At 40.6% G+C, this 23,025-nt stretch carries 21 protein-coding genes, 1 tRNA gene and 1 pseudogene; 5 read left to right on the top strand and 18 right to left on the bottom strand.

The annotated features are described in order from the left end of the window. Positions 1-53: 53 nt before the first annotated feature. Complete coding sequence (locus RBB56_RS10785; protein ID WP_306718957.1) at positions 54-662, top strand: hypothetical protein; 609 nt, start codon at positions 54-56, stop codon at positions 660-662. On the opposite strand, the gene RBB56_RS10780 is transcribed toward RBB56_RS10785, so the two are convergent. From RBB56_RS10780 to RBB56_RS10765, 4 genes are all read right to left on the bottom strand, one after another. Next, positions 628-1,425 carry a 3'-5' exonuclease gene (locus tag RBB56_RS10780; protein WP_306718956.1) on the bottom strand — a complete coding sequence of 266 codons (798 nt, stop codon included), beginning with the start codon at positions 1,423-1,425 and terminating at the stop codon, positions 628-630. The genes RBB56_RS10785 and RBB56_RS10780 overlap by 35 nt on opposite strands. Continuing rightward, positions 1,385-2,035, bottom strand: coding sequence for an endonuclease III (nth, locus tag RBB56_RS10775; RefSeq protein WP_306718955.1), 651 nt, complete (start codon positions 2,033-2,035; stop codon positions 1,385-1,387). Before nth ends, RBB56_RS10780 begins: the two co-directional genes overlap by 41 nt. A gap of 81 nt (positions 2,036-2,116) precedes the next feature. After that, the gene (locus tag RBB56_RS10770; protein WP_331525570.1) at positions 2,117-3,004 is read right to left on the bottom strand and encodes a DUF368 domain-containing protein; all 888 of its coding nucleotides are present in this window, start codon (positions 3,002-3,004) and stop codon (positions 2,117-2,119) included. 56 nt (positions 3,005-3,060) lie between these two features. Beyond that, the gene (locus RBB56_RS10765) at positions 3,061-4,821 is read right to left on the bottom strand and encodes a B12-binding domain-containing radical SAM protein (protein ID WP_306718954.1); all 1,761 of its coding nucleotides are present in this window, start codon (positions 4,819-4,821) and stop codon (positions 3,061-3,063) included. A 148-nt stretch (positions 4,822-4,969) separates the two neighbouring features. Here RBB56_RS10765 and RBB56_RS10760 point away from each other — a divergent pair, with 148 nt between their 5' ends. Next, the gene (locus tag RBB56_RS10760; protein ID WP_306718953.1) at positions 4,970-5,320 is read left to right on the top strand and encodes a helix-turn-helix domain-containing protein; all 351 of its coding nucleotides are present in this window, start codon (positions 4,970-4,972) and stop codon (positions 5,318-5,320) included. Between the two features lie 134 nt (positions 5,321-5,454). Here RBB56_RS10760 and galT read toward each other — a convergent pair whose 3' ends face one another. The 5 genes and pseudogenes from galT to RBB56_RS10735 all read right to left on the bottom strand — a co-directional run bounded on the left by galT (position 5,455) and on the right by RBB56_RS10735 (position 11,251). Continuing rightward, positions 5,455-6,987, bottom strand: coding sequence for a UDP-glucose--hexose-1-phosphate uridylyltransferase (galT, locus tag RBB56_RS10755; protein WP_306722131.1), 1,533 nt, complete (start codon positions 6,985-6,987; stop codon positions 5,455-5,457). A gap of 37 nt (positions 6,988-7,024) precedes the next feature. Then, complete coding sequence (locus tag RBB56_RS10750) at positions 7,025-8,188, bottom strand: galactokinase (protein WP_306722130.1); 1,164 nt, start codon at positions 8,186-8,188, stop codon at positions 7,025-7,027. 205 nt (positions 8,189-8,393) lie between these two features. Beyond that, a complete protein-coding gene (locus RBB56_RS10745) occupies positions 8,394-9,296 on the bottom strand; it encodes an AraC family transcriptional regulator (protein ID WP_306718952.1) in 903 nt (300 codons plus the stop codon). A gap of 56 nt (positions 9,297-9,352) precedes the next feature. Continuing rightward, positions 9,353-10,175, bottom strand: a pseudogene (locus RBB56_RS10740) (NAD-dependent epimerase/dehydratase family protein). 77 nt (positions 10,176-10,252) lie between these two features. Next, positions 10,253-11,251, bottom strand: coding sequence for an acyltransferase family protein (locus tag RBB56_RS10735; RefSeq protein WP_306718951.1), 999 nt, complete (start codon positions 11,249-11,251; stop codon positions 10,253-10,255). A 265-nt stretch (positions 11,252-11,516) separates the two neighbouring features. Between RBB56_RS10735 and RBB56_RS10730 the strand changes: the two genes are divergently transcribed. Then, positions 11,517-12,821 carry a LysM peptidoglycan-binding domain-containing protein gene (locus tag RBB56_RS10730; protein WP_306718950.1) on the top strand — a complete coding sequence of 435 codons (1,305 nt, stop codon included), beginning with the start codon at positions 11,517-11,519 and terminating at the stop codon, positions 12,819-12,821. Positions 12,822-12,967: 146 nt separating this feature from the next. Here the strand turns inward: RBB56_RS10730 and RBB56_RS10725 are convergent, their stop codons facing one another. Next, positions 12,968-13,117: a hypothetical protein gene (locus RBB56_RS10725; protein WP_306718949.1), complete on the bottom strand. Its 150-nt coding sequence runs from the start codon at positions 13,115-13,117 to the stop codon at positions 12,968-12,970. Between the two features lie 126 nt (positions 13,118-13,243). Here RBB56_RS10725 and RBB56_RS10720 point away from each other — a divergent pair, with 126 nt between their 5' ends. Then, entirely contained in the window at positions 13,244-13,987 is a 744-nt protein-coding gene (locus RBB56_RS10720; protein ID WP_306718948.1) for a MurR/RpiR family transcriptional regulator, read from the top strand. A 152-nt stretch (positions 13,988-14,139) separates the two neighbouring features. Here RBB56_RS10720 and RBB56_RS10715 read toward each other — a convergent pair whose 3' ends face one another. The 5 genes from RBB56_RS10715 to RBB56_RS10695 form a co-directional block, all read right to left on the bottom strand. Next, positions 14,140-15,015, bottom strand: a complete 876-nt coding sequence (locus RBB56_RS10715) for a riboflavin kinase (RefSeq protein WP_306718946.1) — start codon at positions 15,013-15,015, stop codon at positions 14,140-14,142. 9 nt (positions 15,016-15,024) lie between these two features. After that, positions 15,025-16,389 (bottom strand): APC family permease, encoded by a 1,365-nt coding sequence (locus RBB56_RS10710; protein WP_306718945.1) that lies wholly within the window; start codon positions 16,387-16,389, stop codon positions 15,025-15,027. A gap of 109 nt (positions 16,390-16,498) precedes the next feature. Continuing rightward, positions 16,499-17,455 (bottom strand): sugar-binding transcriptional regulator, encoded by a 957-nt coding sequence (locus RBB56_RS10705; RefSeq protein WP_306718943.1) that lies wholly within the window; start codon positions 17,453-17,455, stop codon positions 16,499-16,501. 61 nt (positions 17,456-17,516) lie between these two features. Next, the gene (locus RBB56_RS10700) at positions 17,517-18,563 is read right to left on the bottom strand and encodes a zinc-dependent alcohol dehydrogenase (RefSeq protein ID WP_306718941.1); all 1,047 of its coding nucleotides are present in this window, start codon (positions 18,561-18,563) and stop codon (positions 17,517-17,519) included. A gap of 41 nt (positions 18,564-18,604) precedes the next feature. Beyond that, positions 18,605-19,408: a class I fructose-bisphosphate aldolase gene (locus RBB56_RS10695; protein ID WP_306718939.1), complete on the bottom strand. Its 804-nt coding sequence runs from the start codon at positions 19,406-19,408 to the stop codon at positions 18,605-18,607. Positions 19,409-19,693: 285 nt separating this feature from the next. On the opposite strand from RBB56_RS10695, the gene RBB56_RS10690 reads away from it, so the two are divergent. After that, the gene (locus tag RBB56_RS10690) at positions 19,694-20,872 is read left to right on the top strand and encodes an iron-containing alcohol dehydrogenase (RefSeq protein WP_306718938.1); all 1,179 of its coding nucleotides are present in this window, start codon (positions 19,694-19,696) and stop codon (positions 20,870-20,872) included. 557 nt (positions 20,873-21,429) lie between these two features. On the opposite strand, the gene RBB56_RS10685 is transcribed toward RBB56_RS10690, so the two are convergent. From RBB56_RS10685 to RBB56_RS10675, 3 genes are all read right to left on the bottom strand, one after another. After that, the gene (locus RBB56_RS10685) at positions 21,430-22,110 is read right to left on the bottom strand and encodes a helix-turn-helix transcriptional regulator (protein ID WP_306718936.1); all 681 of its coding nucleotides are present in this window, start codon (positions 22,108-22,110) and stop codon (positions 21,430-21,432) included. Further along, entirely contained in the window at positions 22,085-22,639 is a 555-nt protein-coding gene (locus RBB56_RS10680) for a Type 1 glutamine amidotransferase-like domain-containing protein (RefSeq protein ID WP_306718934.1), read from the bottom strand. The genes RBB56_RS10685 and RBB56_RS10680 overlap by 26 nt, the downstream gene beginning before the upstream one ends. Positions 22,640-22,895: 256 nt before the next feature. Next, positions 22,896-22,968 (bottom strand) — tRNA-Gly (locus tag RBB56_RS10675). Positions 22,969-23,025 lie beyond the last annotated feature (57 nt).

Raw genomic sequence — 23,025 nt, 5'->3', positions numbered from 1 at the left:
TATTGTGCATATTAAACATGGCGTAACCTCCTATCTTTGAAAGGATATTATATATGAAAATACCTTTTTTGGCAAGTTTTATCATATTCATTATATGGCTCACCTATGAAATCTCTAAGAATCGAAAACGCAGTGAAACGGCAGATACTTCCTTCTGGGCGAAAGAAGCCGAGGCCAATAGGACGCGGCGCAAATCACTGGATAACCTGGACTACATTAAGATTCCTTTTGATTCCCTTCCGATGCTTACTCTTGCCGAGGATGAAAAAATTACAGATTATCACGATACACTCTTCGCCCTTGCCGATTCTCCCATCGTAAACTTCTCGGGAATCAGCAATACGGATTTAAAGCTCGCTTATGGTGCTCCTAACATCACACTTCTCATGCAATATGATGAACGGTATACAAACCTTGTATCCACCTTGCAACGATGGGCTTTTCACCTTTATGAAGCAGGATATACACAGGACGCGAAGACTGTTCTTGAATTCGCCGTATCTACCGGTACGGATGTAAGCGGCACTTACCGCTTGCTCGCATCTATTTATATGGAAGAAGGCCAACCCGATAAAATTTCAGAACTGATTCAAAAGGCACTGGCACTTACATCCGGTTCCAAGGATATTATCGTCCGTATTTTGCAAGAATTTGATCGGTAATGCGGCTCGCTTCATTTCTTGTGAGCATTTCAACATTATAGTCCTTATTAATTTTATGCTTGTCCAACAATTTATATAACCGCTCTTTTTGAGGCTTCGTTATCGGAGTCTCTTTTTTTACCCGATATACCAAAGGCTGCGGCTTGAAATCTTCCTCACTGCCATCGTAAAAAAGCTCTGCCAACTTCAAATATAAATCGGATGCTGCCCTCGCATCATCCAAAGCTCTGTGAGCTGTATGCGCAATACCATAATGGCTGCACAGTGCCGGGAGTCTCCTACTCTCCAAGTCCGGAAGAAACTTTCTGGACAGCTTCAACGTGTCAATCCCCTCTTTCTCAAAAGAAAGCTTCTGATACTGGGCCGCCCGCTTTACAAAGGAATAATCGAATAAAATCCGGTGTCCTAAAAGGATATCCGTACCGATAAACTCTAAAAGAGCCGCCACCGCCACTTCGGACTGCGGCGCATCCACAAGCATTTGTTCTGTAATACCTGTAAGCTCACATATAGCGGGGTCTAATGTGCGTCCGGGATTCACGAAGCTCCGGAAAGTATCCACTACCTTACCCTCCCGCACTCTCACCGCTCCTATCTCTATAATTCTATCGTATTTAGGGCGAAGCCCTGTTGTCTCTAAATCGAGGGCTACATAATTATCCTTCATGCATGGCTCCCATCTGCGTCCTTTGGTACACGTACAAATCAAGGGGAATGAAAATCTATTTTTCACGCTTTCTTCTGTTCCGTTTGATGTAATCATCGCAATGCTCCTGTAAGAAACATATTTCACATTTTGGTGTGGGGGCTTTGCAAATTTCCCTTCCTAACGTGATAATCTGAATATTCCACAGAATCCAATGCTCCTTCGGCAGAGCTTTCATCAAGTCCATTTCCACTTTTACAGGATCGTCCTCTTTCGTCACTCCTAACTTTTTGGAAATCCTTTTCACATGAGTATCCACAACAATACTCGGCTCATTATATATATTTCCTCTGATTACATTCGCTGTCTTACGGCCCACTCCCGCCAAAGAAGTAAGGTCTTCCAAAGAGCGGGGTACCTCCCCGCCGAACCGTTCCACCAGCTCCTTGTTACATGCAATAAGGTTTTTCGCCTTATTGCGATAAAATCCGGTCGAATGAATATCCTTTTCCAACTCCTTCAAATTCGCATTAGCCATAGCCTCTGCATTCGGGTATTTCCGAAACAGATCTTCCGTTACAATATTGACCCTCGCATCTGTACATTGAGCACTCAGAATCGTAGCTGTCAGAAGCTGCCACGCATTTTCATGGTTAAGAAAACATCGGAAATCCGTCCCATATCTTTCATCCAGCAAATCCAAGATTGCTTTTATCTTCTTCGTCATAAATGTAAGTATACTCCTTTCAAATTCTTAAAAAGAACTTCTCGATATTATCTCTGTTAAAGGCTCACATTAGGAATATAATCATTCATCCTTTTCCATTTCTCTCTTATAAAAAGGTAATTCTTTCATTTTCTGAAGCCCAAATACAATTAAAATTCCAAGAATAAAGTATACGATATTAAATGTATGAATGCTCATAACTTCTTGTGGTACTTTAAGGGTAGTAGGTCCGATTACGATGGCATATAAAGAACCAATCATCATTCCGATAATCGCATAAACAGTTGCACTTCTATAACGGTCCAGTAACTTCTTTATCCCTCTTAGTGAAGAAAATATTCCAAATAAAATTCCTAATCCAAAAATAAATAATAGCCAAAAGCTACTAAAATCAAAATGAAGAAAATCTTTAATACCATTAATAATCGGAATATATATACCAAACGCAAGTAATAGAGTAGAGCCCGAAATCCCCGGGAGTACCATTGCCGAAATTGCAAGCATTCCTGCCACAAAAATATATAAAATCATGCCAATATTCAAATTACTTACGTCTATGTTACTGCCTACCTTTAAGGAAGATAATAAAATAACAATAAGAATTCCAAATACTCCCCAAATAATATTTTTATACTTTCCTTTCATACTTACCTTTTCCTCTGCAATTATTATTGGAATAGCAGAGAAAATGAATCCTAAAAACAAGGAACTCATCTTATAAATTCCCGTTTCAAAAAAATTAGATAAAATAGTAACGGATAATCCCATACCAATAATCCAACCCAAAAGTAATTTGGACAAAAACTTTATAGATTTTATTCTTTCTTCCTTTGTACCTTTCATGAGATAATTTAGGGAATTAATAAACTTATCAAAAAATCCCATTAAGAAAGCGATAGTTCCACCACTTACCCCCGGAACACTATCAGCAAGTGCCATGCAAAATCCCCTTATCATATCAACAACCATAATCTCATACTCCTTTTATCCTTTTTATCATTAATGTATTCATACCACTTTCCCCTTTAGCCGGAGATAAGAAGCACGCTTGCCTCATTCGTCAAAGGGCTCCTCTGTCTATAATCGAATAATATTGCCCTCGCATTTCCCGCCCTTATCATTCTTTTATCGGCTTCCTCTTCCCATACCGGATAGCTGAATACTTCCATATGAGTCATCTTCGCAATCTGCCTGAGCTGATACTCCTCATATGCCGGAAGCAACTTACGTACTTGTTCTTCACTTTTATAGAAACTCTGAGCTTCTGCTTTCGCTTCTTTCATATCTTTTGCAAAAGCCGGACGGCTCTTCATATTCTCCCTTAAGTAAATATCATAGGTTAACAACTCCCTGTAAAGCTCTTCCTTATCCTTATCATAAAAGCACGCGAATCCAAGCAACACCTCATAACGGTATATCCGCGACGGGCTATTGACGAAATATCCCTTTTCCTCATAATACATCGCCAGCTTCTCATACATAGAAAAGGGGCTTTCAAAAGCCTTCTCAAGTACAGGCAGGGTATGTGTGAACTGATTGCTGTTATAGTATAGCTCTGTCATCTCTTCGATTCGTTTCAGCTCACATATCTTGTCATAAGGCAGCCACTTCGAGTATAACACTTCATAAGGAGGTGCATCTGTGTAATTTATTCCATAACTTCCAGCTCTTGCATACATGGGAGAGCCTTTTAAGACCTTCAGAAATCCCAGCTGCAACTGATGAGGCCTCATGGCATATACCTCATCAAAAGAACGCCCGAAGCTATTATAATCCTCATAAGGAAGCCCTGCAATCAAATCCAGATGCATATGCACATTCTTTCCCTCATGGATTCTGGATACGATACTTCTTAATTTGTCCATATCCATAAAACGGTCAATTGCCTTAAGGGTCTGAGGATTGGTTGACTGCACCCCGATTTCCAATTGCACCAACCCCGGCCGCATACGGGAGAGAAGCAAAAGTTCCTCTTCTTTTATAATTTCTGCTGCGATCTCAAAGTGAAAATTAGTCACTTGGTTATCATGCTCATGAATATACTGCCAAATTGCCATAGCATGTCCATGATTGCAGTTGAAAGTACGATCCACGAACTTCACCTGTGTTACACGGCGATCGAGAAAGAATTGCAGCTCCCTCTTTACGATTTCTGCATTCCTTAAACGCACTTTCTTATCAACAGATGAAAGACAATAGCTGCAGCGGTAAGGGCAGCCTCTGCTTGTTTCATAATAAATAATCCTATTCTTGAAATCCTCCAGATTCTCATATAAAAATGGCAGTGTACTCATATCCATCGGCGCTCGTTCCCTTGTTGTAACGATATGATCCATGCCGCGAAATACAATACCTGCTATTTCCGCAAGCTTTTGTTCCCCTGAACTTCCTGTATTTTCTATATAGTATTGCAGGAGTTCAAGGAAGGTCTTCTCCCCCTCTCCTACCATTATCCCTGTGACTGCCGGACATTCCTCTATTAGTTTCTCCGCATCATAGGATACTTCCGGCCCACCTAACCAAATGGGTACTGACGGAAGGATTTTTCGAAGCTCCGTGATGATCTCACGAATCATTCCGAAGTTCCATATATAACAAGAGAAGCCGATTACATCCGGACTGCTTTTATATATATCCGCCAGGATGTTCTCCACTCTATGATTAATGGTATATTCCGCTATGGCAATATGCTCTTCATATTCTTTTCCTGCGTAAGCACGAAGACTATATATTGCCGGATTGGAATGAATATATTTTGCATTTAATGCTGTTAATAAAAATTTCACGTCATCATCTCCTGAAAAAAGTATATCACATATATTTGTTTTATGTCATAGGTTTACCTTGAATAATATTACCCCTATGAAATATCGTATAAGTAGGGATTTTTCTGGCGAATATAATATATTATTATAATCACAGGGGGTTTTACAAATGAAAACAAGAATTAAACAACTAAGGATGGAGCAGCATTTTACTCAGGATTTTCTGGCGAATCACATAGGTGCCACACAGGCGTCCTTAAGTAAAATCGAATGCGGAATCAGCGTGCCAAGCGCCGATTTGCTTATCAATTTATCCGATATCTTCAAAGTATCTACCGACTATATTTTATATTTATCCGAATACCGAGATTCTGCTGATATTCTGCTTTCAAACCATATCCGCAGCATAAAAAGATATGATTCCTATATATATGCCCTGCAAAGGCTTTCTTCCAGCCAACGCCGACATATTGAGCACTTTCTGAGAGGCATTGTTCTATCTGAAGGCTACATTCTGTAAAATACGTTACTATTCAGCCTACCGTCTTCCTGAAGACAACTTGAAAAATAAAGCGACAGAAAAATTTCCCGCCGGTTTAAATAAAAATATTGGTAACTGTAAAGGTGCTGAACAGTTACCAATATTCTTATATTTTATAATATCTTCATAAATCGGTCGAAGGCATTTTGCCCTTCTTCCGTCCGCTTATATACTCCGGCATCCTCGAGCACCTCCATGAATACGTCGCCAATTTCTTTTTCCAATATTGACGTCAGCTTTTCTTTCGTATCCCTGTCTGCAGCCTCATAGCCCGGTAAAAATTCATTTACCCAATCTTCGTGCTTTGCAAGCATTTCATTCTTACTAATATCCTCACCCATTAAAACAGCGTCTGCCAAGGCATTCATTTCATCCGTCAGTCTGGCCGGAAGAACAGCTAATCCCATAACTTCAATTAGGCCGATATTCTCTTTCTTAATATGGTGAAGTTTCGCATGAGGATGATAAACTCCCAAGGGATGTTCTTCAGTAGTGATATTATTGCGAAGCACAAGGTCTAACTCGAACTTTTCATCCCTCATCCTGGCAATAGGCGTAATTGTATTATGAGGTTCGCCCTCCGTATGTGCAAAGATAAAAGCGGATTCGTCCGTATATTCTCTCCATTTTCCCAGAATCCTATCTGCAAGAGCTACCAGCCTGTCGCTTTCTTCTGCCGATATGCGGATTACGGACATAGGCCAATTCACAATTCCTGCCTCCACATCTTCGAATCCCTCTATCCGGAATGTCTTTTCAATAGGGGCCTTCGCCATGGCAAATTCATAATTACCTCCCTGGAAATGATCGTGGCTTAAAATAGAGCCGCCCACAATAGGAAGATCTGCATTAGAACCTACGAAGTAATGCGGGAACTGCTTCACGAAGTCGAACAGCTTAATAAAGGTAGAGCGTTCGATCTTCATCGGCACATGTTCCCCGCAAAATACGATGCAATGCTCATTATAATATACGTAAGGGGAATACTGGAAGCCCCAGTCCGCATCATTGATTTCTATCGGTATGATTCTATGATTCTGCCTTGCCGGATGATTCACATGCCCCGCATATCCTTCATTCTCCCTGCAAAGAAGGCATTTCGGATAGCCGCTCGACTTAATATTTCTAGCCGCCGCAATGGCTTTGGGGTCTTTCTCCGGTTTGGAAAGATTAATCGTAATATCCAAATCACCATATTTGGTCGGAGCAATCCACTTTCGATCCTTCTTAATCCTATATCTTCGGATATAATCTGTGTCCTGGCTAAACTTATAATAGAAATCCGTGGCTTTCTTCGGACTTTCTCTATATAGCTCCCAGAACCTTCCTATTACCTCGCTGGGGCGTGGTGTAAGAAGTCCCATAATCTTCGTATCGAATAAATCTCTGTATACAATACTATCCTCTTGTAGAATTCCTGTTTGCCAAGCATGGTCCATCATACTCTTAAGAATTACCTCCAAGTTCTCCTCTTCATCCTCGCTATAAGGATTATGGGAAGAATTATTATCCCCTTCTGCGGCTTCAAAGCTATCCATATGAAAGAACTCCAGTAGGCGATTCATCGTATATATTACATCTTCTTTTTTAATCAACCCTGTATTCAGTCCATAGGAGATTAACTTTTTAATATCTTGCTGTATCATCTTAGTAACCATGCCTTCCTCGGATTATCCGTTAGTTTCATAAGACAGAAGGACCGTCTCCGATATCCACCACGTAAAAATCTGCCGCATATCCTATCTTTTCCTGATAAGCCGTCCCTACTGCTTCTATAAAGCCATCGATGGCATCTGTCTTCACAATACTCACCGTACAGCCCCCGAAGCCGGCACCGGTCATCCGGGAGCCGATACAACCATCGACTTTCCATGCTTCTTCTGCAAGGGTATCCAGTTCAATTCCTGTCACTTCATAATCATCGCGAAGAGATACATGGGACTCATTCATCAGTTTACCGAACAGTTCCACATCATTCTTTTTCAAAGCTTCTACCGCTTTTATCGTCCTCTGGTTCTCATACACAGCATGTTTTGCACGTTTAACGCGAACTTCATCCTTAATCATGGACTTATATAATTCAAACTGCTCTTCTGTCAAATCACCCAAACCATTAATTCCTACCGCATTCTGAATCTCAGCAAGAGCTGTCTCACATTCATTTCTTCTTTCGTTGTATTTGGAGTCTCCTAACCCACGCTTTTTATTGCTGCAAGCGATAACTATCTTAGCATTTTCCAACTTAATAGGCGCGTACTCAAAGGAAAGATCCGATGTATCCAGGAAAATGGCATGTGATTCCTTTCCCATAGCAATGGCAAATTGATCCATAATACCGCAATTCACCCCATTAAAATTATTCTCCGCATACTGCCCTATCAGTGCCAAATCCTGATTCGTCACATCAAATCCATAGAAATCCCTTAAAATAAATCCGGTCAATACCTCCACCGATGCAGAAGAGGACAGACCTGAACCGTTAGGTATATTTCCATTTAATAGTAAGTCCATACCATAGGGAATCTCGTAGCCCTTTTGCTCAAAAGCCCACATAACCCCCTTCGGATAATTCGTCCAATCTGCTTCTTTTTCAGGATTCAAATTTTCTATACTGGATTCCATTATTCCTAAATGCTCGAAATTCATGGAATAGAAACGAAGTCTATTATCATTTCTCTTTCTTGCTACCGCATATGTACCAATCGTAAGTGCACAAGGAAATACATGACCGCCATTGTAATCCGTATGTTCTCCAATCATATTCACACGGCCGGGCGCAAAATAAGCCTTTGTCCCATTCGTATCTCCGAATACTTCCTCAAATTTTTTCAGTATTATTTCTTTCATAGCTTCACCCGTACCCATCTCTTTCCCTTCCCTATGTATTCTTACGGTCAGCGCAATAAATGCGTAGACCTGCTGAATAATTACACATATATGTTTACTATTCTATATTGCCTGTTACTTAGAATTATAATAATACGAGCCATAAATTCTATGATGCTTTGTTGCAATTACCTGTTTAAATGTTAACTATTTGTAAATGTTCAGCTTAATTTTCTATCCGTTTGATTTGATTAATGAATTCTTCTACTTGTTTCAGATGTTCTTTGTTTCTTCTCGTTTCACCCTTCACAATATCTTTCCGGTAAGCGGATGGCGACATCTTCTTCATCTGTCTAAATGCTTTGGTGAAGACAATAGGGTCCTGATAACCGCAGGAGAGCGCCACACTCTCCACCGATAGGGTAGTGAGTTGTAGAAGTTCCGTCGCTTTTGTAATTCGGAAGGTCATAAGAAACTGCTGCGGAGACATCCCGAGGGAGTTCTGAAAAAGGGTATATAAGTAACTTCTATTGATGCATACATAATCTGCCACATCTGTTACCTTAATAGGATTGCAATAATTCCCTTGAATAAATTCAACTGCCTTCCTCACATAAGTATTAGCCCGGTCACTTTCATTCTTCTCCACGATCGGAACACCCTCAGCTATGATGGACAAAAAGATGCCAAGCTGTCCGTTTCTGCGAAGGCCATCAGCCAGTCCATAAGTATTGTGCTCCATCATATCCTTCACGGTCTGGTACAGTTCCTGTGAACGTTCCGACTTAAAGACCGGATGCGAAGCGGACAGACCAATTGTCCTTACATATTCCTCCGCACTGGACCCGCTAAAACCTACCCACACATAGGTCCATGGGTTCTCTTCGTCGGATTGGTAGAAGGTCAATTCTTCCGGCGTAATTAAAAAACCATATCCAGCCTCTAAAGGATAAACCGAGTCACCAATGGACAGTTTTCCCTTTCCGCTTAAAATATAGTGAATTAAATAATGCGGCTTCAGCGCCGGCCCAAAGCTATGGAGAGGTTCTGTCTTCGAACAGCCGCAGCAATTCACATACAGCCCACCCATCTTCTCTCCGGCAAATTCTAATTTATACGCTTTCTCCATTTCCTTAAGCCCTCTTATCGTAACTGTTCAGTACCCTCTCAGTTACCTCTTACCTATTATTTCTTCAAGGAATTCCTCACCTTATCGGCAGCTTCTGTTACTGCTTCTACTACTGCATCACACCATGCATCGAATTCCGGATCTTCTTTCTGATATTCAGGGTGAGATAGGATAAAGTCAATCGATTCCCGAACTCCCTGATCATATCTTATCTTCGCGCTGAACCCGGGCACAAGCCTTTTCAACTTCTGATTATCAAAAACTACACTATTAGCCTTATCTCCAATCAAACTGCCTCTGAAATCGTAATCGCTGCTGGCATCCAGGAACTGGGATGCTACATGGATAGCAATTAACGGAACGCCTAGCGCCTTCGCGATGGCTTCATATATTTGATTCCATGTCAGGCTCTCATCACTCGTTATCTGCACAGATTCTCCAATGGCATGCAGATTACCCATAAGCCCGATAAAACCTCTTGCAAAATCACTGTTATGAGTCATTGTCCAAAGCGAAGTACCATCCCCGTGGATGATGACCGGCTTCCCTTCCAACATTCTCTTCACTACCTGATAGCTTCCCTTCTCTCCATGCACACCCAGCGGCACTGAGCGCTCATCATAAGTATAGCTAGGTCTTACAATAGTAACCGGGAAACCATTCTCTCTATAGAGTTTCATCAGATACTCTTCACCCTCTATCTTATTCCTTAACTTTCTCTTCATCCTCAATGTCAGTAATGATGGAATGAACACCTTCCGGTAATACATCCATTCTGTTCCCTCTATTAATTAGATATAACTCGTGACCTTCCTCCAACAACTGTTTGGAGATTGCCGTACTAATTGTGCCGGTTCCTCCGATAAATAAAACTCTCATCTCTTTTCCTCCTACGATATATTTGTAAAGACAGACCGATATGTAAAGGTTAAAGCATTTCTTTTCCTATGCACTTCTTATACACTCGGGCTCTCCTCCCTGCGAAATGGTGAATGAAATAAACGTATCATCAACCGATTACATATAAGAGAAACCGCGACTGTAATGATAGCACTGATAAGAAAGCGCGCTGCAAAACTGAAATTAAAGTTATTAACGCATCTCATAAAAATATAGGTGTGCGTCAAATAAACATAGAGAGAACTTCTTCCGAGTGCCATAATCCCTTTGTTATATATACGCCATTTGGACGCTATTATTAGGATAAGAATCGCCCATATCGCTGCAGCACCGACTTCTTTCCATAACTTCCATTCATCAACACCTGTTTCCACTCCGGTCTTAGGAAATAATCCGGTATAAACGACAAAAACCATTCCCATCGCCAGAACAATGAGTGTGAAAATACCTGCACGCTCAATGAACCCCTTCGCGTTCTCTTCATATTCCCCTACTGTAACGCCAATAGCAAAAGCGATGTTCGATATAAACCAGAAATCCTGCATTCCTTTACTATATAACATATAAGAGATCAACCAGGTAAACACCACAAATGTGCCCACTCTAAGCCCTCTCCCTCCTAAAATTGTCCATATAGCAATAAAACCAATATAAAGAATAAAAAGAACAAACATATACCAATAATCATAACCGCTGGCAAAGCTCCAGAAATCCTGCACAGAGGAAAATCCTCCCGAAAGCAATTCAATAATTCCTACGATAATGAAATATGGAAGATATACATTTTTTATTCTTTTCCATATGAATTCCGGATACATTCTCTCCTGCCCCAGAGACTTCACCATCGCATATCCGGAAAACAAGAAAAAGATACTCACACCATAAGGACCAAGCTTAGATATCGCAAGGCGAATCACTTCTGCATTCCCCTCTGTAGGTGTAAACCATGTCCACCATTCCGCATAATGGGATAATACTATCATAATCGCGGCAATCCCACGAAACCAATTCGTAGCCTGTTTACTGAGAACCTGCCCATTTTCACTCCTACTCACCCTAATACCTATACCTTTCTTGCAACCTGTAGCTTTAGCTTTAAACTGCATATACATTTCGTTTCTTAATTTTACATACATAAAACCCCAATTAAATCATAACAAGTTCTGATGTGAGCTACAAGGTCAGATTATGTTAATATTTTCTTAATTTTTATTTTATACCTATTGGTTTTTTTTAATTACACTAATATACATACCATAATGTCACGAATAAGTACAAATAGCATATAATACAGTTAATAAGAACCTTTGAGAGTTAATTATGATTATACACGTTGTTCAAGCCGGTGAAACTATCTATTCAATAGCAGAATACTACGAAACCTCCGTTGACAGATTAATATTGGAAAATGGAATTACTAACCCCGATAATTTAGCAATAGGACAAACCATTGTGATTGTTCAACCGGAAACACTTCACACTGTTAAGCCCGGCGACACATTAGTGAGCATTGCAGAACAATACGGGGTTTCAACAATGGATTTATTAAGAAATAATCCCTATCTTTCAGATAGAGAATTTATATATCCCGGTGAAACTATCGTCATAAGTTATCAAACAAATCGAACACAAACAATTGCCACAAGTGGTTATGCTTTTCCTTATATAGATAAATCCGTTTTGATGAAAACGCTTCCTTATTTATCTTATCTGACTATTTTCAATTATAGAGCTACAAGTGAAGGGGAAATTATCACTAATGATGACGACACGGAAATTATTCAGTTGGCCAAAGCTTACGGTGTCGCACCCATGATGCTTGTTTCCGCAATTACGGAAGAAGGAATAGCCAACAGTGAAGTTTCCTACAATATTTTAAATAATCCTTCTGTACAGGATCGCCTTATTCGTAATGCTCTTGAAATAGTGAAAACGAAAGGTTATTATGGCATTAATGTATATATCAGTAACATCACCTATGATAATATAAACATCCTGGCCGAATACTTGAAAAGAGCTTCTGAGATATTTCATTCAGAAGGTTATAGAATAGTTATTAGCATAACACCTATTATAAATTATAACGCGCCTATCGTGTACTTCGAAAAAATAGATTATTCAAAATTATCACAATACGCAGATGGAATTATATTGGCTTCTTATGATTGGGCAAGGATGTACAGCTACCCAATCTCAATTTATTCTTTTAATGTCTTAACAGAATTGTTAGATTACATGGTTACTATTATGCCCTCTGAAAAAATTTTTCTGGGACTTACCACACAAGGTTATGATTGGACACTTCCCCATGTTCCCGGTGCAACAGGGGCTATCATAATATCCAATAATAATGCAGTACAAATTGCAGCGACTAACAATATACCGATACATTTTAACGAAGCGGCACAATCGCCTTATTTTTATTATACAGATAATAATGGAACTCTGCATATCATTTGGTTCAAAGATGCGAGAAGCTTCGATGCACATGCCAGGCTGGCAGCAGAATATAATCTACAGGGCTTATCCTTTTGGACTATTATGAGATTCGATGCTCAACTATGGCTTATTATAAATACTCAATATTATATAGAGAAACTTGAGGGGATAAGTAATCATGAGTAGAAACCACCAATGAAATTCTGAAAATTATAGAAGAAATTTAAATGCTGTACTGTCGAAATTAAATAAATAAGTCCCATAAAATATATAATGATTTCCATTAAGAAAGGCTCTGAATCATGAAATAAATCATAGTTCAGAACCTCTTCTCATTTTTCTGCTTTATAAAGTTTTAAGTTGGATATAACCCCATGCTTCCCTTCCGGAGTAAGTTCAGCGTAAATGGTATTTCTATAAATAGTTATCCATTGGAATTCTCCAAATATTCTTCCATCCGTTCCTTGGAGTATATGTTTCATACTCACATAAAAAAATATGACTTTGAGACCTGCAAGACATGAGAAAGCAGCCGGAATAGGGAGGATTTCGAATGTTCGGTATCAGAGTGCAAAATTCGCTTCATACGATATAAATCAGGAGGTATCATGCAAAGAATCCAGCCCAATGTGGATTCCTATACCAAATCAGAGAAAAAGATATACGAATTAATTATCAATAGCCCCTTCTTAATTGAAAAGCACACCATTGTTAAGGTTGCTGAGATATCCGGCTCTTCAAAGTCTGCCGTACTGCGCTTCTGCCAACGGCTCGGATATAAAGGATACAGCGAATTCCGCTATGACATGATAAAATATCTGCATAACTCTCCCACCGCACATACGCAGGATATTGGAATGATTGCCCACATAACGGGAAATTACATGGATGCACTGCGAGCTATAAATGATATAGATCAAAATAGGATAAAGAACTTAGTCAACGCTATTAAAAAAGCGGATATTATACAGACCTTCGGCCTCTTTACTTCCGTGTTGCCCGCTCAATATTTCCGCAATATTTTTCAAAATTACGGCAAAATCGTTATGATTAGTTCCGATGAAATTACTATTAACCGTTCCGCATATATTTTAACCTCCGACAGTCTCGTTATCAATTTCTCTGCCAGCGGCAGCAGAGGTTATACTACCAGCTTTTTGAAGGATAATAAAAGCATTGGATTTCAATCCTACCTAATCACCTGCAATCCGAATGCACTTAACAGGAAATACGTTGACCATACTATCGTACTGCCTTCTCCCCAGCAAATAAACGGAAATATGCTGAACGAACATGCGATTATGTTAGTCTTTCTTGAAATCCTTGCAAATATGTACATAAGCGAAGAGTAACCTGATTCCGGATATTTTGGAATACAAAATAACCAGATCGGAAGTCCTGAACCGCCCCTGTCTACCTAGAAGGGAGCATATTAGCCGGGCAAGGGGGAAATTTAATTAAATTTCCCCCTTGCCCGGCTATAAATAAATAATTAGGATAACTTTCAAGATAAGGAATTCAGGTAATCTTTTACCTGTGTCAGATCCTCCTGTACCTGCTTCTGCACTTGTTCAAGGTTGTCAAACTTCTGTACTCCCCTGATAAATAAGTGAACCTCCAGAATCAGCTTCCTGCCGTATATATCCCTAGAGAAATCGAGCAGGAAGGTTTCTATGGTAACGATGGGAAGATCATCTACGGACGGCCTCGTGCCGATGTTCGTAAGTCCCTGATAACATTCTCCTTCCACCCTGCTTCTTGTAGCATAAACACCGTTTGGAGGTTTGAGTTTGTTATCTTCCACTCCCAAGTTGGCTGTGGGCATACCCACCGTCCTTCCAAGTGCCTTGCCATGTACGATTTCCCCTATCATTATATAGGTATGACCGCACATTTGCGTAACCTCTTCAAACTTACATTCCATAAATTTTTTTCTGACAAGACTGCTGCTTATAATTTCACCTTTATAAAGTGCAGGTTCTATCGTGCACACTTCGCATCCATATGGTTCCGCCACCCTTTTTAATTCCTCTAGGCCGTTCATGTGCTCCGCCGTCATAATAGCCTTCGCTCCCAGCTTACCGAGGATCACTTCTGTCAGAAACGTCTCCCGGAAGAGTCCTTCTTCCTCCATATTGCAGGAAATGAAGCAATCGATTCCTATATTCTCAATAAAATATTCTTTTTCTTCTTCTGTTGTAAGTACGCCCTCTTCCATGTCGGAAGGGAAATAACAGCTAACAACTACTGTCGTCTTTTGATCCTTCTTTCCTTTTTTACTTAGTGCCTTTAACAGTGCAAGGTGTCCTTGATGAACTCCGTCAAAGCTGCCAAACGCAACATACGTATCCCGCATAGCTTCTATATTCATTTGTTTCATGCCGTCACCTCATTCTGCCTTTTTATCTTTTTTGGAATAGTGGCTGTAAATGATAAGCCCTAATAAATACCATACAATGGTATAACCCCAAAGCACCCAGCCGCCGCTGATAATATCGGGGATATAGCAGATAATAAGTACGATGAGGACAACAGTAGGAAGTACGTTACCACCCGGTGCACGGAAGTTGCCCGGCACGTATGCATTTTTCTTTCTCGCTACGATTAATGATACACAATTGATACTGATTGTAATAGCCGCAAACAGTGCACCCAGACTGACGATTTCTGCCGTAAATTCTGGGAAGCATGATACGATAGCTCCGAGAGCCGCTACAAGTATTGTTGCGTAAATAGGTGTTCCTGTCTTGCCATTCTTTCCCAATATCTCCGGTAACAGACCTCCTTCTGCCGTTGCCGCAATGGCTCTTGATGTAAGGGCGATAACAACCAGCATTGTGGTAAGCAGCGCCAATACCGCGGAAATGGAAATAACCTTGGCAATCCATGGGTAAGCTGTCAACTTGGTAAAGCTTGCCGCATAAAGAGGAATAAAACGCATTCCCGGATTCTCCGCCAAATAACCCGCCGTAATCAAGCCAACGGTCGCCAGAATAATCAGTGAATATAAAGTAACGACGATACCCATGGCAATCAGAACCGATTTAGGAACATTTTTGTTCGGATTCTTCACTTCTGAAACCATAAAAGCAATAGCAACAATGGAACCGTATCCGACCATTGCGGTAGGAACTACTGATAAAAAGCCTGCGCTGCCTGACGCTCCCTGTGAGAAAAAGGGAACAAGCTGTGAAGAATCCCAGTTCCCCCCGAAGATTCCCACGCAGATGAAGATGAGCATGGTAAGAATCAAGAGACCTACGAGAATGTTATTAAGCCGTCCCGCCACGGCGAACTTCAGTGTATTTAAGACAAAGCAAAAGGCGATAGCCCCTAAAGCGAGAGGAATCTGAAGATTGGAAAAAACAGGAAAACCAACTCCCAGATAAGTGCCCACATAGATAGCTGCAAATGCAATCGCCACGACATTGGCGTTAATGTATCCCCATGTGGAGATCCAACCCCAGAGTTTTCCGGTCTTTTCAGTCTTTCCAAGCGCTTTGGACGGAAAAACGAATACACCGCCCGATTTCGGAAAAATAGTGGATAATTCCGCTACGACAAGCCCGTAAATCAACATGATAACAGCCGCTATAATCCATGAAATAATAGCCGACGGCCCCGCCTGATAAACGGTAAGTCCTGAAAGTGAAAAAATAGCGCTTCCGATCATTCCCCCTGCGATCATGGTAACGCATGCCAGTAACCCAAGTGATCCCCCTTGATTGTTTTGATTATTGTTTGACATAAGCATATTATGGCGTAACAAAATAAGCCCCCTTTGTTATACCTTCTCCTTTCCAATAAGTCCGTCATGGAGATAACGTTGACAAAGAGGCATCCGATATCCGCATCCGCCATGACTATGATTTCTGTATCAGTATTTTTGCTGTCTCCAGATCCGTGACTAATACGTTGATATACCCGCCTTTCAGCGCTGCATAAATAGCATCTGCCTTTTCCGGTAGTCCTGCAATTCCGATTCTGATCGGTATATTTAGATAGTCCTCCAGCGAAATTGCAATGATCCGGCTTCGGTAGGATGGTATGATAGGCCTTCCGTCGGCATCGAAAAAGTGTGTGCCCACTTCTCCTACCGCCCGTTCCATTTTTTCTTTATCATCTTCCGTCTCCCGTATGGCGTTCAATGGCAAAAGATGCTCTGTCTGGCCGCTGGCGGTTCCGATGCCAACAATCGCTACATTACAATTCCTTACCGTATTATAAGCCTCCTGAAAAAACGGTTCTTTTATAATAGAGTTCTGCAATTCACTGCTTTGAACAATAACTGGTGCATAGAGCATAACTGGTTTTGCCTGTAACTTTACTGCAAAATTATGTACAATATCGTCCACGGCAACGTGCTCTCTGTCATGATTCGCACTTCCCAGAAGCTGAGTTACTGTCAGGTTTTCCTTCCTAAGCAACGGCATATGATCTACCATGGCTGCGGTGGCGCGCCCTCTGGAAAAGCCTACCGTATCTCCTTCATTGATAAACTTGCCAATATATCTTCCTGCCGCCATTCCCAGATCCACATAAATATTTTCCTTAATCAGATTGTTCATGACACAGGCGCCCTTTAAATTGAACTTCTTCTCCAGACCTGCTTCTATATCCACATAGTTTTCATCTATATTAACTACATGTATCTGTACGATGCCAAGCGAGATGCACTCCGCCAGAATACGGTTTACCCGCTGTCTGGACATATTCATCTTATTTGCAATTTCTTCCTGAGTGAATCCTGCCTTATGATAGTAATACGCAATTTTCGTATACTCATTGATCATCGCTTTCGTTATATTACCCTTTTGCATAGTTTGTACCTACCTTACATTGTATTTATAATTAGGTACATTTTACGCAATTTAACAAGATTTAGCAACTTCTTTGACCGCATTTTACTATAATACGATATGTGGAAGGATCTACTGCTTTCTCAAGCGCCTCTTCCATCCTATCAAAAGGCTCTCTGTCAGAAATCAGCTCCGTTACGTCTATCATGCCGCCCGAAAGGAGCTTTGTGGCTATGAGGAAATCCTTGGTCTGTGGGTTAACGGACCCTGTAATAATTTGCTCCGTGGAGTGAATCTTATTCGGGCTGATTTCGATGGGGTTGTCCGGATGGAAAGATGAGTAAAATACAGTTTTCCCTACTTTTCCCGTCATCTGCACTGCCTGACTTCCGATTGCCGGAATCGCTACCGTACAGAATACCACGTCAGCGCCTCTACCCTCGGTAATTTCCTTTACTCTGGCAACAACATCCTCTCTTTTCGAGTTAATTGTGATGTCTGCTCCCATTTTACGCGCCACCTCGAGCCTTGCCTCATCCACTTCACAGGCGATAACGCGTGCACCTTTTAATTTTGCGAGTTGGATATGAAGCGCTCCCATGATGCCGACTCCAATTACCACAATATCATCCCCGAGCTGTATATCTCCGTTTTGTATACTGTGCACACAGCACGCAAGAGGCTCTGTCAATGCCGCATGTTCCAGGTTGATGTCATCAGCCATCTTATAAACATTCTTAGCATCTACCATCATATACTCCGCCATTCCACCCGGCCCCGCGATTCCCTTATGTGTCTCCGCAATAAAAGAAACAACACATTGGTTCTCATGACCGTTACGGCAATAATAGCATTCTCCACAGGAGGTCAGCAGACGAATACTTACTTTGTCCCCCGTCTTTACATTCTTAACACCCTCTCCCACTGTTTCGACGACACCGGCAACCTCATGCCCGCCGGCAAAAGGGTAGCGGTTCATGACTCCCGTATAAAATCTCTGCTCCAAGGTACAAATCGCACAGGAATCTACCTTTACCAATACCTGTTTATTATCAGGCTCTCTCTTCTCCACATCCCTTATTTCAAGTTTCTTTGTATCTGCCAAGATACCTACCTTATATGTGCTCACTTAAACTTCACTCCTTAATATTATTTTTAAATGTATCCCCTTTATATCGTTTTTGAATGTATCTCTTTTAATGCCGCATCTACACTGCAGCCTTCATGTATCAACTTCGCGATGGCTGATGCATATTTAGCGGGAGCCTCGTGTCCCCAAATATTTCTTCCCATTGCGATTCCTGCTGCTCCGGCATCCAGCGCATCTTTAATCTCTTGTAAAAGCTGTTCTTCCGGAACTTTCTTCGAGCCGCCCAGAATGACTACAGGGGCATATACGCTCTCTACCAACTCATGAAAGCTGTCTTGATCTCCCGTATATTCCGTCTTAATAATATCTGCACCCAATTCTACGCCCTGCCTGCACGCAAATGTGATATTTTCCGGCGTTCTGGAGTCCTCCGCCTTTTCAAACCCTCGGGGCAACGTCTCCGCAGTCACCGGAATTCCCCACTTATGGCAATCCAGTACAACCCTTGACAGATTACTCAGCACCTCGTTTTCAAACACGGATCCCGGGAATCCCATCGTAATAACAGAATCTGCCCCAAGCCTCAGCGCATCTTCCGCCGTAGCCACTATCTGCATCGGCTTGGAACGGTCTCCTAAATAGGAAACTCCTCCGTCAATCCTTAAGATAATTCCTTTTCCCAAAAAAGAATCCGCGAATTTATCCGCCATACCCACCGTAGATAAGAAAGCATCTGCTCCTGCTATTGCTACGTCACGTATTAAACTTTTCGGATCCTTCATCGCCGGAAGCACGTTAAAATTGGCACCGTGATCCATTGCCATAATAAAAGTTTTTCCATCCGGTTGTAAAATATGATTCATCCTTTGTGTTACATTTGCCATATCAATCTCCTTTTCAAAATTTAGAATTACATTTGTCCGACACAATTACTTTTGTAACTCCCCATGTCCACAGGATATCATTCATATACAGTATAGTCAATTATATTTATTTAAAAATATTATTTTTGTACCTAATGCACAATAATTTTATTTTATTTTATTACATTTTCTCATATTGACGACATTTGTAATATCTGTTAAGATGTCTTTATTTATATGATATTAGCATCTACAACTGCACAATTCGTTGACTAACAACACCTTTTTACGAAAGGAGATATCAACATGCCCCACCCATATTCCATACTTTCAATGCCCCAGTTTATCACCGGAAGAGGCTCCGTTTCCTTTTTTTCCTCTCTCGGAAAAACAAAAATAGGCATTATACGAGGCGGCAAAAGCTACAACGCCTCTTTGAAGAATACAATAGAAAAGCTCGCAAAAGAATCCGGCGCGGAGATCTGCTATCTGGCACAGATTCGAAACGAACCCTATGTAGAGGATATCTTTTCCTGCATGGAAGAGGTGCGAAATTTTGAACCGGATATGATTCTCGCCATTGGCGGCGGCAGCGTACTGGATACAGCAAAAGCAATTCATCTTTTCTACGAAAACCCTGACATGGCATTCGAAGATGCATTAATCCCCTTCACACTTCCCGCTCTTGGCAAAAAGGCGGTGCACGTGTCCGTGCCAACTACAAGCGGGACAGGCTCTGAGTCAACTTCCGTAGCTGTTTTCATAGATCGCGTGACGCAAGTGAAGCAATTACTGCTAGACAATCATCTGATTCCCCACTATGCCGTGCTGGACGCCGACTTAACGGATTCTCTTCCGGATTCTATCCGTATCGCTACCGCTATGGACGCCCTGACACATGCCATCGAAGCGAGCACAGCAAAAAATGCTTCCGTCATGACACAGGCAATCGCTTTGGAGGCGGCTTTGGATATTATGGAGTATCTAAAAGAAGCTCTGAGTAGCTGTACAGATCGGGAGGCTCAGGCTTTGGCCCGTGAGAAAATACATATCGCATCCGCTATGGCCGGCACTGCTATTACCAATTCCTGCACCGGACTTGCGCATTCCTATGATCATCCGGGACCCGCCTTCGGAAAGGCTCACGGTAGCGTATGCGGTCTTATGCTCCCTTACACCATGGTACTGTGCGGCCCCCATCCCAATTATGCCGTTTTGGCAAAGCGTCTGGGATACTCAGGCAATGAAAAAGAGCTATCACAAGCTCTTATAAATCATCTGATTTTCTTGAGAAAGAAGCTCTCCCTGGAAACCTCATTTAAAGAAATGGGAATACCGGAAGCTGCATATTTTGAATGGGTGCCAAAATGGGCCGATTGTTCCCTTCCGGCTATGGCGACACAGATGTCCCCGGCGGCTATGGATTCAGAAAAAGGCCGCATCTTATATGATGCCTGTTACTTTGGAAAACCTCCGGTCCTTTAATCCCTGACCGCAGAAAGCTTTTACTTATAGGCGCTGCCTCGGTATCCCTGTCTCATAGAAAAGAATTATCTTCATATTCAGCAAAACAAGAGTTTGTAATAGGGACAACTATAGAATTAATAAACCACAAAAAAATATTTAATTGAAGTTCTAATTGCCTGTCAGAACAATAAGCGAAAACTCTAAATTGTCTTTTGATTATTTCCTTGTTTAGCATAAAAAAACACAATTTTCTACATTTTTTAAGTGACGAAATTATTTGTACTTTAGTAGCAGAAAAAATGGGCCCATATCTGCGTCAGACTCATAGTTAAATTTGGGGGCTGATTGTGTGATGCCCAATTCCGAAAAATCTGGAGAGTTACGGGTTTCTTTTCTCTTGCCATAATAAAAGGTCCTCTATGATTTAACATTTTATCATAGAAGACCTTCATTAACTTTATTTACTATTTACAGAAAAACTTTTACAAGCTCAGAGCGCGAGACGTGACTCGAATTCTATCCCTTCGATAAAATACTGATAGAAAGGGACTTTCCGGCACATCTAATTTTTGTCTTTATTCAGCCCATTGCATTCGCTCATAGGGAATACCCATCTTCTTACATTCTTCGCAAACATCTTGCTTTTCTATGCTATTCCCGATAGTGTATTTTAAAATTTTATTACGGAAGACAATAAATTTAATATTCCCCGCCTTAAAATCAACAAACCAATTTCCGCCTTTTGTCTCATCAGAAATCATTACTTTTGATACCAAATTGGGAAAATCTCTGTTTATCGAAGTGAAAAATATAACTGTCCAGTATTTTGGATCTCCTTGAGTCTTCCATATTTCAACTTTGTTGATAGTAAGGTAATCAAGTACCAAATCATTTTCTATACTTTCCTTAATAAGGACTCCTTCATATAAACCTGCTCTGTCATTAAGAATAGCATTATTTCCACATGTATGTATCTCTTGCGCAACGTCAATTACCAAATCATCTTTTAGCAAAACATCTATAGAAATCCGAAAAATTTTACTCAGTATCAATAACTTATCAATATTTGGTAATGCTATATCCGCTTCCCATTTTGATATACATTGTCTGCTAACATTACAAATTTCCGCCAAATACTCTTGTGAATATCCGTATGCCTTTCTTAATACTTGTATTTTTTCGGATAGTTTCATTTTTATTCCAACCTTATGTTTTTTTAATAAAATACTATCATTCGAGAATATAACATTCTTCATCTTCAATGATAATTGCTTGATTATCTGTTAAATTTATGTGTGAACTATGATTAATGTCTATTTCCCCAAATATGCTACCTTCCAAACAATGTACACTTAGTGTGCATGGCAAAAATCCAAGGTTATCTTCTAATCCATTAACACATATGCAACTTCCGGCACTTACACCAATATATATTCCACCATGGTTGATGAACTTCTTCAGCGAACTCGCAAAATTTGCTTCACATATTTTGTCAAGAAGATATCTACTATTACCGCCACAGACATATACTGCATCAAAAGTAGTCATTTCTTCATATTGCATTACATGATCAAGATTATAGGTCTTTATGTTCGTGGCTAATATACCAGCATTTAGTAAATCGTCCATGCATTTTGGCAGTACAGCTTTTGCATCATCATCAATAGCAGCGGTTGGTATCCATATTGCCTTTATTTCATTTGATGGCTTATTAACCATATCATGAAATTTTTGCTCAATTTTTTTGTTTTCAAAGCCGGCTGATGTTAGAATTATTTTTTTCATTATGTACCTCCATAAAAATATTAGAATACTGTAATTGTCAAATATCATTATAATAAGTACATCCATTAACATCTACCAACTTATAAGTGCATTTTAGCAACCTACAAGGGCATAAATTATATATTTTTATTATATCTCTTTAATTTAAAAATCATGCGCAAATAAAAAAATCTAAAGCTTTAGAAAAAACAATTTTCAACAAAAATAGCGGCCTCCGAAAACCTCGAAAACCGCTAATTTACTATATTTTCTAGAGAGCGCGAGACGGGACTCGAACCCGCGACCCCGACCTTGGCAAGGTCGTGCTCCACCAACTGAGCCACTCGCGCAAATGTAAATGATTATGTTGTGCTTTAACGCGTCAACAATAATCATTTTACATATAA

The sequence above is a fragment of the Kineothrix sp. MB12-C1 genome, assembly GCF_030863805.1.
In the GTDB taxonomy this organism is placed as follows: Bacteria; Bacillota; Clostridia; order Lachnospirales; family Lachnospiraceae; genus Kineothrix.
This window is presented reverse-complemented; position numbering and strand designations above follow the sequence as displayed.